The sequence below is a fragment of the Pantoea sp. JGM49 genome (assembly GCF_018257655.1).
Taxonomy (GTDB): Bacteria; Pseudomonadota; Gammaproteobacteria; order Enterobacterales; family Enterobacteriaceae; genus Pantoea; species Pantoea communis.
Window position 1 is genome coordinate 192,033 of sequence record NZ_JAERJM010000009.1, and the last position, 16,620, is coordinate 208,652.

The 16,620-nt window shown below is 56.4% G+C and carries 17 protein-coding genes; 5 read left to right on the forward strand and 12 right to left on the reverse strand.

Translation table 11 applies throughout. The features are described from left to right. Positions 1 to 9: 9 nt before the first annotated feature. On the forward strand, positions 10 to 1,020 hold the full coding sequence (locus JK231_RS16815; protein ID WP_211729100.1) for a Gfo/Idh/MocA family oxidoreductase: 1,011 nt from the start codon (positions 10 to 12) through the stop codon (positions 1,018 to 1,020). 35 nt (positions 1,021 to 1,055) lie between these two features. Here JK231_RS16815 and JK231_RS16820 read toward each other — a convergent pair whose 3' ends face one another. Then, positions 1,056 to 1,937, reverse strand: coding sequence for a sugar phosphate isomerase/epimerase (locus JK231_RS16820; RefSeq protein ID WP_034827178.1), 882 nt, complete (start codon positions 1,935 to 1,937; stop codon positions 1,056 to 1,058). A gap of 16 nt (positions 1,938 to 1,953) precedes the next feature. Beyond that, positions 1,954 to 2,991 (reverse strand): Gfo/Idh/MocA family oxidoreductase, encoded by a 1,038-nt coding sequence (locus JK231_RS16825; protein ID WP_211729101.1) that lies wholly within the window; start codon positions 2,989 to 2,991, stop codon positions 1,954 to 1,956. Positions 2,992 to 3,323: 332 nt separating this feature from the next. On the opposite strand from JK231_RS16825, the gene JK231_RS16830 reads away from it, so the two are divergent. From JK231_RS16830 to JK231_RS16840, 3 genes are all read left to right on the forward strand, one after another. After that, positions 3,324 to 4,349: a LacI family DNA-binding transcriptional regulator gene (locus JK231_RS16830; RefSeq protein WP_097119002.1), complete on the forward strand. Its 1,026-nt coding sequence runs from the start codon at positions 3,324 to 3,326 to the stop codon at positions 4,347 to 4,349. A gap of 254 nt (positions 4,350 to 4,603) precedes the next feature. Further along, positions 4,604 to 5,527: a TIM barrel protein gene (locus JK231_RS16835; protein WP_211729102.1), complete on the forward strand. Its 924-nt coding sequence runs from the start codon at positions 4,604 to 4,606 to the stop codon at positions 5,525 to 5,527. 10 nt (positions 5,528 to 5,537) lie between these two features. Continuing rightward, entirely contained in the window at positions 5,538 to 6,707 is a 1,170-nt protein-coding gene (locus tag JK231_RS16840) for a Gfo/Idh/MocA family oxidoreductase (RefSeq protein ID WP_211729103.1), read from the forward strand. A gap of 49 nt (positions 6,708 to 6,756) precedes the next feature. Here the strand turns inward: JK231_RS16840 and JK231_RS16845 are convergent, their stop codons facing one another. From JK231_RS16845 to nac, 6 genes are all read right to left on the reverse strand, one after another. After that, positions 6,757 to 7,494 carry an amino acid ABC transporter ATP-binding protein gene (locus tag JK231_RS16845; RefSeq protein ID WP_045816006.1) on the reverse strand — a complete coding sequence of 246 codons (738 nt, stop codon included), beginning with the start codon at positions 7,492 to 7,494 and terminating at the stop codon, positions 6,757 to 6,759. Positions 7,495 to 7,503: 9 nt separating this feature from the next. Beyond that, on the reverse strand, positions 7,504 to 8,259 hold the full coding sequence (locus JK231_RS16850) for an amino acid ABC transporter permease (protein WP_034826721.1): 756 nt from the start codon (positions 8,257 to 8,259) through the stop codon (positions 7,504 to 7,506). A 5-nt stretch (positions 8,260 to 8,264) separates the two neighbouring features. After that, positions 8,265 to 8,960 (reverse strand): amino acid ABC transporter permease, encoded by a 696-nt coding sequence (locus tag JK231_RS16855; RefSeq protein ID WP_058961854.1) that lies wholly within the window; start codon positions 8,958 to 8,960, stop codon positions 8,265 to 8,267. Positions 8,961 to 8,982: 22 nt separating this feature from the next. Then, positions 8,983 to 9,735, reverse strand: coding sequence for an SDR family oxidoreductase (locus JK231_RS16860; protein WP_160868463.1), 753 nt, complete (start codon positions 9,733 to 9,735; stop codon positions 8,983 to 8,985). 131 nt (positions 9,736 to 9,866) lie between these two features. Beyond that, on the reverse strand, positions 9,867 to 10,283 hold the full coding sequence (locus tag JK231_RS16865; protein ID WP_211729104.1) for an acetyl-CoA carboxylase biotin carboxyl carrier protein subunit: 417 nt from the start codon (positions 10,281 to 10,283) through the stop codon (positions 9,867 to 9,869). A 114-nt stretch (positions 10,284 to 10,397) separates the two neighbouring features. Then, positions 10,398 to 11,321 carry a nitrogen assimilation transcriptional regulator NAC gene (nac, locus tag JK231_RS16870; protein ID WP_034826712.1) on the reverse strand — a complete coding sequence of 308 codons (924 nt, stop codon included), beginning with the start codon at positions 11,319 to 11,321 and terminating at the stop codon, positions 10,398 to 10,400. A gap of 456 nt (positions 11,322 to 11,777) precedes the next feature. Between nac and JK231_RS16875 the strand changes: the two genes are divergently transcribed. Continuing rightward, the gene (locus JK231_RS16875; RefSeq protein WP_034826708.1) at positions 11,778 to 12,980 is read left to right on the forward strand and encodes a pyridoxal phosphate-dependent aminotransferase; all 1,203 of its coding nucleotides are present in this window, start codon (positions 11,778 to 11,780) and stop codon (positions 12,978 to 12,980) included. 64 nt (positions 12,981 to 13,044) lie between these two features. Here JK231_RS16875 and JK231_RS16880 read toward each other — a convergent pair whose 3' ends face one another. Genes JK231_RS16880 through JK231_RS16895 form a run of 4 tightly spaced genes read right to left on the reverse strand, consistent with a single transcriptional unit; the run spans position 13,045 to position 16,372 of the window. Beyond that, the gene (locus JK231_RS16880) at positions 13,045 to 13,815 is read right to left on the reverse strand and encodes a 5-oxoprolinase subunit PxpA (protein ID WP_211729105.1); all 771 of its coding nucleotides are present in this window, start codon (positions 13,813 to 13,815) and stop codon (positions 13,045 to 13,047) included. Between the two features lie 21 nt (positions 13,816 to 13,836). Beyond that, a complete protein-coding gene (locus JK231_RS16885) occupies positions 13,837 to 14,823 on the reverse strand; it encodes a biotin-dependent carboxyltransferase family protein (protein ID WP_160834330.1) in 987 nt (328 codons plus the stop codon). Beyond that, on the reverse strand, positions 14,820 to 15,530 hold the full coding sequence (pxpB, locus tag JK231_RS16890; RefSeq protein ID WP_160834329.1) for a 5-oxoprolinase subunit PxpB: 711 nt from the start codon (positions 15,528 to 15,530) through the stop codon (positions 14,820 to 14,822). Before pxpB ends, JK231_RS16885 begins: the two co-directional genes overlap by 4 nt. A 2-nt stretch (positions 15,531 to 15,532) precedes the next feature. After that, the gene (locus tag JK231_RS16895) at positions 15,533 to 16,372 is read right to left on the reverse strand and encodes a transporter substrate-binding domain-containing protein (protein WP_058961861.1); all 840 of its coding nucleotides are present in this window, start codon (positions 16,370 to 16,372) and stop codon (positions 15,533 to 15,535) included. Positions 16,373 to 16,620 lie beyond the last annotated feature (248 nt).

A 16,620-nucleotide genomic window follows, 5' to 3' on the forward strand; every position in this document is an offset into this window, starting at 1 on the left:
AGCGTTAAAATGCGGACTCCGCAACGTTTTGCCTTGATTGGCAGTGGATTTATCGGCCAGGTGCACGCTGCCAACCTGGCAGCGCATCCCGGCGTTGAGCTGGCGCTGGTGTGTGATATCGATGCGTCGCGTGCCGAAGCGGTGGCACAGCGCTATGGCGCAAAAGCGGCCAGCGTGCAGCAGGCGCTGAGCAGTGATGGGATCGACGCGGTGCTGATCGCCAGCGCTACGCCAACCCATGCCGAACTGCTGGAGCAGGCGGTGCTGGCGGGCAAAGCGGTGTACTGCGAGAAACCGATCGACCTGTCGTTGCAGCGCGCGCGGGAAGTCGTGGAAAAAATCACTCCGGTGCAGGTTCCCGTTACCGTCGGCTTTAACCGTCGTTTCGACCAGAGTCATCAGCAACTTAAATCCCAGCTGAAACAGGGGCTGATTGGCCGTACCGAGCTGATTCAGATGGTGTGCCGCGCGTCAGAATTACCGCCGATCAGTTATCTGCAAGCTTCTGGCGGCCAAATGCGCGATCAGGCGATCCACTTTTTTGATCTGCTGCGCTGGCTGACAGAAGATGAAGTCAGCACCGTTGGCGCACTCGGTGCCGCACTGGCGATGCCGGAGATCCGTGATTTTGATGTCGATACTTCGGTGCTGATCATGCGCATGCAGCAGGGCGCGCTGGCGCAATTGGATAACACGCGCCGCACGGCTTACGGCTACGACGAACGCATCAGCGTGATGGGCAGTGAAGGGATGCTGGCTTCAGAGAGCCAGTCAGCGCGGGGTGCCACCCTTTATCAGGGCAAATGCATCACTCAGCCTGGCTTGTATGCAGACTGGTTTAGTCGGGTGAAAGAGACCTACTACACCCATCTGGATGCGTTTGTACGCCACATCGGCGGAGAGAAAATCGAAGGGCTGCCGGGATTGATCGACGGTCTGCGCGCGCAGGCGATTGCCGAGGCGGCACAGTTATCGCTGACGCGAGGTGAATTTACAGAAGTGGAGTGGGTAGCCATTTGATGGCAGGGCGCGGCACACTGGCCGCGCCTTCAACTTTATTTCAGCAGCTCACGCTCAATTAATTCACGTGTTTCCACCGCTTGATATTTCATCTTCTCAGGATAGCCAAACAGCGCCGCCGAGATAATCGACTCTCCCCCGACTTTATAGGTGCGGTTGGCGAAATCCATCTCGCGCAGCGCTTCAAACAGCGCATCGAAGTTCACTTCCCCTTCACCCACCGCCACGTGCTGGTGGATGGTGGCGTCGACACCCGGGGGGTTGACGATATAGCGGCAGTGCTTGGTGTGGTTCATGGTATCGGCAATCAGCATATGCGACAGATCGTCGCCCGCGTAGTGCAGCATGTTTTTCACATCACCCACGCCTTTGTCGTAATAGAAGGTATGAGGCGCGCTGTAGATGTATTTAACGTTGTCGCTGCGGAACGATTTCACGATATCCGCCGTTTCGTTGCTTTGTTCGCAGAAATCCCACGGATGTGCCTGAATTTCGACGCGGATACCTTCACGTTCGATAATCGGTAATAACTCATCCATCGAGCGATAGAACATCTCTTCACAAATCTCCGGCTCGTTCGGATTGCCTGAGAGTTCGGTATTGATCACCTGCACGCCCATCTCGACGGCGATCTCGATCATGCGTTTCCAGTTCTTCACCGCCGCCTGACGACGCAACTCGTCCGGGCCTGACCAGCGATAAACCGTGATAAACGATGAGATTTCCACGCCAGTGGCATTCAGCGCATTTTTGTATTCGCGCATGATTTCCCTGCTGGCTTTCGGGTGTTTATAAAACGGATTGATCTGTGGATGGGGCGATTGTTCGATGTACTTGTAACCCCATTCGGCCACCTGATGCACCATGCGCGTGATGCCCATTTCTCTGATGACATCTACATCAAAAGCGATTTTCATATTGTTCTCCTGATCGTTAAGCGGTGCGCTCTTCATTAAACACCACACCGATCTGCTTCCTGACTTCATCCATGGCGTGCAGCGTGGCCAGTGAGGTGGCCAGCGGACGGACAGGCGAATCAAGCAGCCCCTGGTGGATACACCAGGCGGTATGTTCGATTTCATGACAGAGCTGAATATAGCGATTAGTCGGTTCTTCCCAGCGCAGCGTATGGCGGCCATCGCTGGAAGTGAGACGGAAATTGCCCGGCGCATAGAACTGGCCGTCCAGATAAAGCGTGGCATCACGACCGGCGATCACGGCAGTGCCCGGTGTGTTGCTGAACAGCGTGGTGTTGAGCACTGAGTGCATGCCGTTGCCGTGGGTCAGCAGCATTGATGTTTGCCCATTCACACCGCCAGGTGCAGGCTGGCCTTGCGCCACAATGCTGTCGGGTGCGCCGCCGACCAGCACGCTGAAGCCGATCAAATAGCTGCCGAGATCCAGCATCGGCCCGCCCGCCAGATCGAGATTGAAAATGCGGTGATCCTGGGTGAAATATTCACCATGATCGGCGATCAATGTATGAACATCTCCTAACGCGCCATCGGCCAGCAATTGACGGATCACATCGTATTTCGGCGCATAATCACTCCACATCGCTTCTACGCACAAGCGTTGTTGTTTGTGCGCTTCCTGCTGTAACTGCAACGCCTGCTGTGCATTGAGCGCCAGCGGCTTTTCAATCAGCACATGCTTGCCCGCTTGCAGCGTGCGCAGCCCATCAGGAAAGTGATGATTGTGCGGTGTGGCTATATACACCACATCAATGTCCTGGCGGCTCAGCAGTGCGTCAAGGCCTTCAACGGCGTGCGGGATATCCCATTTGCTGGCAAAAGCTTGTGCTTTCGCCAGACTGCGTGACGATACGGCCACCAGCTGTTGCTGAGTATGATGACGCAACGCATTGGCAAAGTGGTCGGCGATCCAGCCGGGTCCAACAATGCCCCAGCGCAGCGCGGGGATCTGGTTTTCAAGGGGACGGCGAGGTGCAGGTAGGGTCTGAGGGAACATATCATCTCCGTTATTATTGAGTCGTTCATGTGCCGGGAGCCGATAAGGCAGATCGCTTTCACTATAGAAAGGCGCGACCGCCGCCTCTATGGATTTACTGATGCAAATCCATCAGCCCTCACCTCTGTCCTCGAACAGGAAAATATCAAACATTTATTCCGGTAGGTAATTTAATGAAATGAATCATTTCATTTTTGCGATAACGATCAAATTACTGAGAGATTCTCTATCAAATATTGAGATTTGATGACGATTTACTCCGCAATGTCTTCGCACTCCCGGTCCATTTCGGGCATTATTTTGATAACTTACTATCAAACTGGAATCTGTTGATGAGCAAAATCACCATGAACGCTATCGCCAATGCGGCTGGCGTTGGCGTCGCCACGGTGGATCGGGTACTGAATCGGCGGGCTCCGGTTCGAGCGGCCACCGAGCAGAAGGTGTTAGAAGCTGCCAACCGACTGGGTTATCGCATGGCGCCGGTTATGCCTGTCAGCGCTGAGTCGCAGTCCGCGCACGTGACGCTGCGCATGGGTTTTGTGCTGCTATCAAAATCGTATTCGTTCTATCACTCGCTGACAGATGCCCTCAGACAACAGACGCAACCGTTGCATCCTGCGGGCAGTGAGCCACGGTTTTACTGGCATGACATTGATGATGTGGCAGCTGTGGTGGCCTCACTGCACAAGCTGGCGCAAGAGGTGGATGTGATTGGCTTAGTCGCGCTGGATCACCCACTGATCCGCCATGCCATCGAGCAGATATCACGCCAGGGCGTGCGGGTTTACGCCCTGTTCTCCAACTTCTCGCCCTGCGGACATGCGGGGTATTTCGGGTTGGATAATCAGAAAGCCGGACGCACTGCCGGTTGGGTGGCCTCGCATTTGCTGCATCAGCCGGGATCGGTGGGCGTGCTGGTGGGCGACCATCGTTTTACCTGTCAGGAGAGCTGCGAAATCAGCTTCCGCTCCTATCTGCGCGAGCAGGACAGCACCCGACGCGTATTAGAGCCGCTGAAAACCCATGAGTCGATTGATGGCGGCTATCACGCCACGCGTCAGTTGCTGGAAGAGCATGCCGATCTCGCCTTAATCTACGCGCCCTGTGGCGGTATTGAAGGCGTGATTCATGCGTTACGCCAGCAGCCGCAGCGCAAGGTGGCGTTAATCTGTCACGGCCCGGTGAAAGAGGGCGAACTGGCACTGATTGACGGCACAATCACCGTGATGATTCGCCATGAAATTGAGGAAATGGTGCGGCAATTTGTCCGCACGACTCAACAAACTGTCGAATCAGGGGAGCATTTCTCTCAGGTCACGCTGCCGTTTGAGATCATCACGCGTGAGAATCTTTAGCCTCTAAGCACCGAAATCTGGCGACGCGATGAGAAGCGTCAGCCTGATTCGCTCTCCGGCTGGCTGACCGGGAATGCGTTGGCAGTACTTGAGTGGTTGGCCTGAAAGTGGCGCCAGCTATGAATTTGATAGATTATTTATCATTTTAATGATAAAAAATAACATGATCGCTATCAAAAAATGAATGTTTCATGATTGCTGTGGGTGAAATTTTTATTTGATACTTGCGCTATCCAACACCGCAAGGAACGATCATGACGATTCACATTGCTAATGCGCCCTGCAGCTGGGGTGTCGACGATCCTAAAAACCCTTTCCTGCCGCCCTGGCAGAAAGTCCTGTCGGAAGCCGCTCAGGCCGGATACAAAAGCATTGAGCTGGGTCCGTGGACCTATCTGCCGACCGATGCCGCTGAACTGCGTCACCAGCTGGAAGCCCATCAGCTTTCACTGGTGGCGGGCACGATCTTTGACGATCTGGTCAGCGAAGCCAATTTCCCGGCGATGGTTGAACTGACACACAACATCTGTCGCAACCTGTCGCAGGTTCCTACTGCCGAGAAAACCCACGCGGATAATCTGCCCGCACCTTACCTGGTGATTATCGATTTCGGTAACCCTGAGCGTGCCAGATTTGCCGGGCAGTTAGATAAAGCGCCGCGCCTCTCCAGTGAAGAGTGGCAGCGCATGATGCAGCACATCACCACCCTGAGCCAGATTGCCTGGGATGAGTATGGCGTGCGCGCGGTGATCCATCCGCATGCGGGCGGCTGTATTGAGTTCGCCGACGAGCTGGAGCAACTTGTGCAGGACATTCCACACGAGGTAGCCGGTTTGTGTCTCGACACCGGGCATCTCTACTACTCCGGTATGGATCCGATCCCTTATCTGAGCCGTTACTGGGATCGCATCGATTACCTGCATTTTAAAGATGTGAATGACGCAGTCTGGCGCGATGTGATTGCGCGTGGCGTGGACTTCTTTGCCGCCTGCGCCGAAGGGGTGATGTGCCCGATTGGCAAAGGCGCGATTAATTATCCGGCAGTGCGCGCGTTTCTCGCTGAGCGCAACTATCAGGGCTGGATCACCATCGAGCAGGAGCGCGATCCGCGCAACGCCGACACTAGCCTGCGCGACGTCACTGCCAGCCTTCACTACCTGCAATCGGTCGGATTCTGAGGAGATCATCATGATTAACGGCATTAAAGCTCTGGATCGTTCACTGCGCTGGGGCATGGTGGGCGGCGGCGGTACCAGTCAGATTGGCTACATCCATCGTTCATCGGCACTGCGTGATGGCAACTTTGTGTTGCAGGCGGGCGCATTTGATTTTAACGCCGAACGCGGTCGTGCGTTTGGCGTATCACTGGGCGTCGACGCAAATCGCTGCTATCCGGATTATGAAACGATGTTTGCGGCGGAAGCGGCGCGTGCAGACGGCATCGAAGCCGTTTCGATTGCCACGCCGAACAATACCCACTTCATCATTTGCCGTGCGGCACTCAATGCCGGTCTGCATGTGGTGTGTGAGAAGCCTCTTTGCTTCACCACGGAAGAAGCGGACGAGCTGGAAAGACTCTGCGCCGAGAAGAAAAAGATCATCGGTGTGACTTACGGTTATGCCGGCCATCAGCTGATCCAACAGGCGCGCGAGATGATCGCGGAAGGGCTGCTGGGTGAGATCCGCATTATTAATATGCAGTTCGCGCACGGCTTCCATAACGAAGCGGTCGAACTGCAAAACGAAAGTACCAGGTGGCGCGTTGATCCACGCTTTGTTGGCCCCAGCTATGTGCTGGGCGATCTGGCGACGCACCCGCTGTTTATCGCCGAAACCATAGTGCCGAAACTGCAGGTGAAACGTCTGTTGTGCAGCCGCCAGAGCTTCGTGAAAACCCGTGCGCCGCTGGAAGATAACGCCTTTGTGATGATGGAGTACGACAACGGTGCCGTCGGCACCATGTGGGCCTCGGCAGTGAACTGTGGCTCGATGCACGGCCAGAAAGTGCGGGTGATTGGTGAGAAGGCCAGTCTGGAGTGGTGGGATGAGCAGCCGAACCAATTGCGCTATGAAGTGCAGGGTGAGCCGCTGCAGATTCTGGAGCGTGGTATGGGCTATCTGCACAAAAGTGCGCTGGCTGATGACCGTATCGGCGGCGGCCATCCGGAAGGGCTGTTTGAAGCCTGGTCAAATCTCTATCGCCGTTTTGCGCTGGCGATGGATGCCACCGATCGCGGTGATGAGGCGTTTCTGGCTGACTTCTGGTATCCCGATGTGCATGCCGGATTGATGGGCGTGCGTTGGGTAGAGCAGTGCGTGAAGTCAGCGGATGCCGGTGCGGTGTGGGTGGATTGCTGATTGAGATGAAGTCAACAAACCGGTCGGCGGCTCTGCCGACCGGGATGCATCAATGCGAACGCAAATCGCTCAGGAAGCGCTGGGCACGTGGGTGCTGCGGTTGGGTGAAGAACTTCTCTGGCGTCGATTTTTCCAGAATTTGCCCCTGATCCATAAACCAGATGGTGTCCGCCACTTCACGCGCGAAATTCATCTCGTGCGTCACGCACATCATCGTCATCCCTTCCTGCGCCAGGCTGCGCATCACCGATAACACTTCACCGACCATTTCAGGATCGAGTGCCGAGGTCGGTTCATCAAACAGCATCACCGGCGGCTTCATTGCCAGCGCACGTGCAATCGCCACGCGCTGCTGCTGGCCGCCAGACAACTGCGCCGGATAGGCGTCTGCTTTGTGTGATAAGCCAACGCGCTCCAGCAACTCACCCGCTTGTTTACGCGCTTCGGCACGCTTCACGCCCAATACTTTCATGGGTGACATCATGATGTTCTCTGCCACCGAGACGTGGGGGAACAGGTTGAAGCTCTGAAACACAAATCCAATGCGGGTGCGTAGATGGTTGAGGCGTGTACTGCTGCCGTGAATGTCGGTGCCATCAAACACGATCTGGCCATTATCAATCGGTTCCAGGCGATTAACGGTGCGGATCAAGGTAGATTTCCCCGACCCGGAAGGACCGCACACCACCACCACTTCACCGGTATTGATTTCGGCGCTCAGGTCAGTCAGCGCCTGATACGCGCCGTACCATTTGTTGACCTGGTTAAACATGATCATCGGGCTCATAGTGGTTCCTTATTGCGAAGAGGTTTTAGTCAGCATCACCGCGGGCGCTACGCTGGGATTCGCCTGCGGCGGTTGGCGACGTTTCTGCGCAATATGCGCTTCAAGTTTGTTAGCCAGCCAGGTGAGGCTGAAGCAGATGATGTAGTAGCTCAGCGCCACAATGGCGAACACCTGGAACGGTTTGGTCAGCAGTTGATTGCTGACCTGATTAGCGGCAAAGGTCAGCTCCGGCACGTTAATCACGTAGCCGAGCGTGGAGTCTTTGATGATCGAAACCAGCTGGCTCACCAGGCTCGGCAAAGTGTTAAACAGCGCCTGCGGCAGAATCACTAAACGCAGGGTTTTCAGGTGGCTCATACCCAGCGCGCGTGACGCTTCATACTGGCCGTGCGGCAGTGCCTGAATGCCGCCACGCACGATCTCAGCGATGTAGGCGCTTTCGTAAATCACCAGCGTACACAGCATGGTGGCGAAGCCGCTGATGTTGTGGCCAATCAGCAACGGGACGCAGAAGTAGGTCCAGAACACCACCATCATCAGCGGAATGCCGCGCAGCAGATACACCCAACAGGTGGCGGGCCAGCTCAGCCAGCGCCACGGCGACAGACGCGCCAGGCCGAGCAACACACCGATGGGGAAGGCCAGCAATACTGCCAGCACGGAGATCAAAAGCGTACAGAGTACGCCGCCCAGCGGACCGTTAGGATACTGGCCCATTAACAGCAGCATGCCGTTGTCATGCAAAATGGTGAAGATCTCAAACATCGCCATTACCTCGCGTAAACGCGCTGGAAGCGGCGGGCCAGCAGCGCGCCCAAGCCCATCAGCAGCAGGGAGAAGAACAGGTAACCCACGGTTGCCACTAAGTAGGATTCGAAGGTACGGAAGGTTTGATTCTCGATATCACGCGTCACATAGGTGAGGTCTGCCACGCCAATCACCATTGCCAGACTGGTGTTTTTGAACAGCAGCACGGTGTGATTGACCACGGATGGCAGCGCATTGCGCACACCCTGCGGCAAAATCACCGAGTGCATGGCGCGGACATAGCTCATGCCAAGCGCGCGGGCGGCCTCATTCTGTCCGTCTGGAATGGCCCGCAGGCCGCTACGGATATCTTCAGAGAAGTAAGCGGCCTGACACAGCCCGAGCGCGATAAGAGAAAATAAAAACTCGGCGTTGTAGTCAACGATCATCATCTGCAGCGATTCCGGCAGCAGGGTGGGGATCGCGAAGTACCACATCATCAACTGAATCAGCGTGGGCACATTGCGGTGATAGGAGACATACGCCTTAACCAGCCCAACGGCAAGACGATTCTCCGTCAGGCGGACCACCACCAATAGCAGGGCGAGAACCATCGCCAGCAGCCAGGCACCCAATGCCAGTTCAAGGGTGACCACCGTTCCGTCAACGATCATCTGGCCGTAATGGCCGGTTATCACACTGCTGAAATCAAGTGCCATACAGTTACCTCATTGTACGGTTTTACGCGGTGCGGTCGCCCGGTCGCATAGTGGAAAGACCGCCCGGCACCTGCAGCGTCGGGGTAATTTCGATGTTGCCGATGTTGACGGCGACTGGCGCAGACAGCGCAAAGGCCACGCAGTCGGCAATATCTTTGGCCTGCGGCAGTTCGAACCCATCGATAAAGCGGCGACGCGCCTCATCGTGATCGCCTGAAACGTTGCCGAAAATATCAGTGGCGACGCGGCCTGGGCAGATTTCGGTGATGCGCACACGTTTGCCATAGCAGTCAACGCGCAGCTGGCGTGACAGGGCATGCACCCCGGCTTTGGTGGCGTGATACACCGAGTTGCCGTTGAAGTTGTAGATGGCGGCAATCGAGGTGATGTTGAACACGTGGCCACGGTCACGCGCCATCATGCCCGGCACCAGCAAGCGGCACAGGTGCAGCACGGCACGCAGATTGACATCGACCTGGGTTTCTACCACGTTTTCGTCGGCATCAAGAATCGAACCAGGATGAGAGAGACCTGCATTGTTGACCAGGATATCGATTTCCAGGTCTTTGCACAGCGCGGTCAGCGCATTGACGTCACTGACATCCACGGCATGCGGGATGCAGCCAGTGCGATCGGCCAGCGCGGCCAGTTGCTCTTTACGACGTGCCACCGCGTGCACGGTGATCCCTTCTTTGCACAGGCGCTCAACAATCGCTTCGCCCATACCAGCCGATGCGCCGGTCACCAGCGCGGTTTTGTAATCTGAGAATGGCATTTGTGTTTCCTCGTCTCGCCAGGTGTGTGTCCGGCGTAATGGGTCTTTTTTGACTTTATGCAGTTATGCCGCAAGGGCATAAGACATAAAAACTGTGAGGCGATAAGAGCCCCTTATAACCGGATTAATGATTAATTATCTGATTGAAGAATAAGAATTTCTTCATCATATTCAACCGCAGATCGCGTTGAAGAGGGGAATGGCTGCACCCGCCCTTTGCAGGGACTGAGCACCGGCACGTACAGGAGGCCGACCTGCACCATCGCCAGCAGATCCTGAGGTTCTACCTGCTGTCCAGGCTGGACAAAATCTTGCTGGCTGTGTGGGTGGCGACGCAGCAGTGTGCCGGGCAGGGGCGCGCCAATGCGATGCGTCACGGGCGGGCACGCTTGCGTCGGGATCTCCGTTGGGGATGAGAAGGAGGGCGGGTCAAACGTCAGACGCACCGACCACTGTTTGCCCTCTAACGCCAGGCTGTTAAGGCCGGATCGTTGCATCTTGCGCGCCAACGCACGCAGCGTCGGCAGCGGTATCGCAGTTTTTTCCATGGGGTTCCCGTCAAAGCGAAACACGCCCGCCGAAGCGGGCAACAGACCGAATCAATCTAGCGCGTTCGTCAGACGGGCAGTAAGAGGGTTTCGCTTTGCGGTGATAAGCGGGTCTTATCCCACCAGGGTCAGTGGATGATTCTCCACGTTGCGGCGCGACATTAGCGACAGCAAAATGGATTTCACTGCTTCAGCAGGCTGGGACAGCGGCAGATGATCTGACATGCAGAACGACAGCGAAGCCTGCACATCCGGCTCGATGATCTTCGCCATCCAGGTATCCCCGTTTTTCAGCATCGCGCGTGCGGCGGATTCCGGCATGATGGTGGTGCCCAGACCGGCACTCAACGCCGCATTCAGGGTGGTTTGCGACTCAATTTCGCACTTCACGCGGTACTGCAGATTGTTCTGCACGAAGGCGTCATCCAGCACTTTGCGCATGATGTTATAGATACGTGGCAGGAACAGATCATATTGCGCGACCTGTGACAGCGGGATCTCTTTCACCGGTTTTGCCAGGCTGAACGGGCAAACGAAGCACAGATCTTCTTTCATCAGCGGCATGAAGCGCAGGCCATGGATGGTGCGATGATCGTAAATCACCGCCATATCCATACGCCCGTTCATGATCAGCTCGCTCAGGGTGGTGCCGAAGTTCTCGTTAAAATAGAGCACGATGCCAGGATGCTGCTGCTGCACTTCCATCATCAGCGGTAGCGCCAGGTTTTGCGCCGCTGTGCCCGGTGCCAGCCCGACGGAAACGCTGCCACTCAGCGCAGCGCCGACCAGATCAATCGCACTTTGCGCCTGTTCGCACTGGCGCAAAATGGACTGTGCATGGGAATAGAGTGTTTTCCCGGCTTCAGTAGGCGTGACACCGCGTTTGGTGCGAATCAACAGCTGTTGATTGACTTCACCTTCCAGCGTAGCCAGCTGCTGGCTCAACGCGGGTTGGGCTATATGCAGGATATCGGCAGCTTGCGTCAGGCTTCCGACGTCAACAATTTTAACAAAGTACTTCAGGCGACGAAGATTCATGGACACTTCCCTCAAACAGAACGCATATGCTCATCAAGCAAAGTTGATGCCAGGATAAGCTTTCGTTATTGAACTCAGACAGGAGGGTACGGCTACCGGGCCTCCTGAGGCTGGTGCTGAGCTAGTGAGCCGCCGGCATGGCGGGTGTTGAAAAATGCAGCGCTGCACCGAATGAGTGCAGTTGACCCATCAGCATTGCCAGTGACGGGCAAGGAAAATCGTGGGTTCGGGATGTAATCTGGGAAAGAAAGTAACACTTTATTAACATCCCGTCAGGCGTGCGGGCGTGACCTGTCGCGCAATTCTGAGTCAATCTGCCGCCTTTATGGCAGAAGTGTGCAGTCGGTCCAGTCATCGCTTTGTGTTATATCACCACAACAAAGCACTATTATCCGTGGCTTCGGCCCTAATCCTATGCTCAGGGAAAACTGACATCCCCCGAACCCAGGATTGAACATGCCCGAGATAGCCGATCGTTTAAAGAATGTGACCGTTTCCGCCTCCGTTGCCATGACCCAAAAAGCGCGCGATCTCGCGGCGCAGGGCGTTGATGTGGTAGCACTTTCTACCGGCGAACCGGATTTCCCCACGCCGGAACATGCGATTGAAGCCGCCTACGCCGCTGCACGCGCGGGCGACACGCGCTATCCACCGACCGACGGTACGCCTGCGCTGCGCAAAGCTATCCAGCTGAAATTCAAACGGGATAACCAACTGGAGTATGACGTCAGCCAGATTCTGACGGCCGGTGGCGCTAAGCAGATCATCTTTAACGCCATCCTGGCGACCATCAATCCGGGCGACGAAGTGGTGATCCCCACGCCGTCATGGATCAGCTATGCCGATATCGTGAAATTTGCCGGTGGTGTTCCGGTGCCGCTGCCGTGTGCGCAGGAGAATGGCTTTAAACCACTGCCAGCGGATCTGGATGCGGCGATCACTGACAAGACCAAATGGCTGCTGCTGAACTATCCGAGCAACCCAACCGGTTCGGTGGCTAGCAAAGCCGAGTTGCAGGCGCTGGGTGACGTGCTGCTGCGCCATCCACAGGTGTGGATTATGACGGATGATATCTATGAACATCTGATCTATGACGATGTGCGTTTCTATACCCTGGCGCAGGTTGAACCGCGCCTGTATGACCGTGTACTGACGGTGAACGGCGTATCGAAAGCCTATTCGATGACAGGCTGGCGTCTGGGCTTTTGCGGTGGTCCTGCGCCATTAATTAAAGCCATGAGCAATGTGAACACCCAGAACAGCGGCGGCGTCTGTACCCTGACGCAGGCGGCAGCGGTGGCGGTGCTGGAAGGTCCACAAGATCTGTTGCAGGAGCGCGCACGCATTTACCGTGAACGTCGTGATTACGTGCTGGAGCGTCTGACCTCGATTGATGGCCTGCGCTGCCATAAGCCAGAAGGCGCATTTTATCTGTTTGTGAACATTGAAGGGCTGATCGGCAAGACCAGTGCCGGTGGACGCTTCATCAGCAACGATGCCGATTTTGTGCTGGCGCTGATTGAAGAGCAGCATGTGGTGACGGTGCAGGGTGCGGCTTATGGCATGAGCCCGTACTTCCGCTTGTCCTACGCCACCAGCATGGAGCGCTTAGAGACGGGCTGCGATCGTATTGCGGCATTCTGCGCTGGCTGCCGTTAAACGAAAGGCGAAAAAAATGGCTGCCGATGGGGCAGCCATTTTTATTTGGGCGATTCAAAAAAACTTATTGAGCAAGCACCTCTGCCGCCGGCGCCACCTGATGGCCGCTGGCTTCGATTTCACTGCGTACGATGGTGGCGAGGGCCAGTGAGCCTGGCGTATCGCTGTGCACCAGGATCGACCGGGCACGCACGGCTATCACTTCCCCTTCGAAGGTGGTGACGGTGCCATGCTGCAGGAACTGCCGCACGCGGGCACGCAGCGCCGCTTCCTCTTTGATCACCGAGCCGGCAATGCCACGCGGCACTAAACGGCCCTGTGCATCGTAAGCGCGGTCGGCGAGGAACAGCGTCAGGGTTTTCAGGCCCGCTGCCTGTGCCGCTCGCTCAATGATGGTATCGGGTTGTGCGAACACAATCAGATCCGCATTGATACGGGCGACGAGCGTCATGACCTGCTGCGCTAATGCCTCGTCGCGATTGACGATATTGCCCATCGCAGCGTGGAAGCTGAAGTGCGACACCTTCGTGCCTTCTGCCTGAGCAATCGCTGTCAGCGCGCCGAGTTGATAAGCGACCTGCTGGCAGATCTCTTCGGCACTGAACGGCAGCTCGCGACGACCAAAGCCCTGGCGATCGGGCAAGCCAGGATGCGCACCAATGCCGACACGATTCTCTTTCGCCAGTCGCACCATTCGGGTCATGATCGCCGGATCGCCGGCGTGGAATCCGCAGGCGATATTAGCTGAGGAGACCACTTTCATCAGCGCGGCGTCATCGCACAGTTGATAAACGCCGAAGCCTTCGCCCATATCGGAGTTCACATCAATCTTCATGGTTTGGGTTCCTTCGGAAAATTATGCGGTTAACGCTTTACGCAGCGGTGGGCAGCTCACACGTAAGCGGCTCAGCCAGCGTGTGACTTCCTGATCAATGGCGATCGCCTCACGCGTATCGCTCTGGATCAGCTGGATCGATTGGCCGGGTAATACCTGTCCTAAACGCCACAGATCCTGCTCAATCACCCCGGCGATCTTGGGATAACCGCCCGCCGTGTTGGCATCGCTGAGCTGAATGATCGGCTCGCCGCCAGGCGGCACCTGCACAATGCCGGGAATCAACCCGTAAGAACGCATCTCAATGGTTTTTGACGGGAAAATCGGATCGCCCGCCAGTCGATATCCGGTGCGATTGCTTTGATTGGAGACCTGCCATGATTGCTGCCAGAAGCGACCGGCATCGGCAGCAAACAAGGGATATTCGCCGGATGGAATGGCGCGCAGCTGAATCTCACCTGCGCTGTTACGCGGGAAATGTGCACGCAGGGCGCTGTCGGGCGGCTCAATGCCAATACCGCTGCTGGGCAACGGGGATGCCTGTGTTTCACCCAGCGCCAACCGATCGCCACGCTGCAGCGGGCGGCCTTCCAGGCCACCAAAGCCACCACGAAGTGCCGTGCTGCGCGAACCCAGCACCATTGGCACATCAATGCCGCCTGCTATACAGAGATAACCGCGTGCGCCACTGCGCGGGTAACGCATTTCCAGCACCTGTCCGGCACGCACGCCGCAGCCCCACCAGGGCGGCAACGGCGCACCGTCTAAAGTGGCGCGACAATCCGCACCTGTTACCGCAATGCTGCTGTCCTGCAAAAAACGCACACGAAATGGGAACAGCTGAACTTCAATGGCGGCGGCATTTTCTTCATTGCCGAGCAGCAGATTTCCGGCGCGCAGTGCCAGCGGATCCATCACACCACTCACCGAGACGCCCATATGGCGGAAGTTGAAACGCCCCAGATCCTGAACCGTGTTCAGGGCGCCGCTCTGTTCAATTTCGATCACAGTTCAATCCTCTGCGGCAGAAAACGGATACGATCGCCCGGTGCCATTAGCGCGGGGGATTCTGCCATTGGATCAAACACTTCCAGCTCGGCAAAACCGATGGCGTTCCAGCCGTTGGGGCCGGTCAGCGCTGAAACACCGGCCTGGGCGCCGCCAATGGTAACGGTGCCTTTCAACATGCTGAGCGAGGGGACTTTCTTGCGTGGCGTGGCTAATTGCGGATCGAGCCCATGCAAGTAACCAAATCCCGGCGCGCTGCCAAGAGCAAACACGGTGTATTCGCTTTGATGGTGACGGTGCACCACTTCGCGTGCGCTGAACCCGGTGTGACGACAAACCGCATCCAGATCGGTGGCGTGCTCGCCGCCGTAATAGACCGGGATTTCAATCAGTTTGCCCTGAGGGCTAATCGCCTGTGCCTGATCCCAGGCGGCATGCAGCGAAGCACGAACGGCGGCTTCGTCCTCGGGGATGTGTCGGAACAGCACCAGCAGATTAGTGACGCCGGGGATCAAGGCTTCAACCGCCGCATCCGACTGCAGCAAACGCGCTAATGACCAGATGCGTCGCTGGGCGGAAAGATCAAATCCACCCGGTGCTTCCACCAGCCACGCACGGGCGCCAATGGTGGAAAGGGCGATCGCAGAGGAACAAGCCAGCGCGGGTGCGCTGGCGGGCTGGATATCAGAGTGCGACATCACGGGCATGATTATTCCAGTGGTTCAAATTTCAGGCTGGAGAGCGGCTGTACGCGCTCTTCGCGCACCATTTTGTATTCGGTATTTGGCCCAATCCAGGTGTTCCAGATTTTGTCGATGGTGCCATCGTCGTCCATCGCTTTCAGGCCGCTGTTAACGCTGGCCAGCAGGGCCGGTTCATCCTTTTTCATGCCGACACCAATCGGTTCCAGCGCCATCGGCTCTTTCACCATCGCCAGATTGATGCCGTCTTTTTTCGCCTGGGCGATGGTTTTCATCCCGGTCATGGTGTTAGTGACAAAGCCCACCGATTTGTTCTGCTCCAGCGCCAGGAAGGCGGAGGCAGAATCCTGGAAGGTGACGGCTTTACCGCCTTTGATGTGGATCGATTGCTCTGACGTGGTGCCCTTGGTGGCGCTGATACGTTTGCCTTTGAAATAGTCCAGTGGTTTATCTGCCAGCGGCGCTTTCACCAGCAGCATCTCTTTCGCCACGTAGTAAGGATCGCTGAACTGGATCTGATTACCACGCGTTTTGGTGTAGGCCAGGTTAGCAATCAACACATCGGCACGGCCGGTGGCGATCACCGCGATACGCGCTTCAACAGAGGTCGGCACCAGAGTCAGTTTGACGTTCATCTGCTTGGCCAGAGCGTGACACAGGTCGATATCCATGCCAGCCAGCTGGCGCGTTTGTGGATCCGGCGAAGAGAAGGGCGGTACGTCGGAGTAAACGGCGCATTTCAATTCACCGCTCGATTTAATGTTCGCCATCATATCTGCCTGCGCCGCCGAAACAGCCAGCAACGGCAGCATTGCCAAGCCAATGGTGGTCACTCTTTTCATGGTCATGTGCTTTCCCTCAATGGTGGATACTGCTTGGGAGCGCAAAATCTCGCTTTTCTGGACTATATCGGCTTTGTTTTGCGGCGAAAAAGAGGGAAAGCGTGTTATGCAATAGGGAAATGATATGACCGATGGCGATAAGTTATTTCTATTCAGGCAGAGCGAAAAAGTGTTATCCAGCGCACATTTTTCTCCCTAGTGTAAGCCGCGTTGTCCTCTCGGCAACCCCGCCGATTGCACGTGGTAGAGAGAGA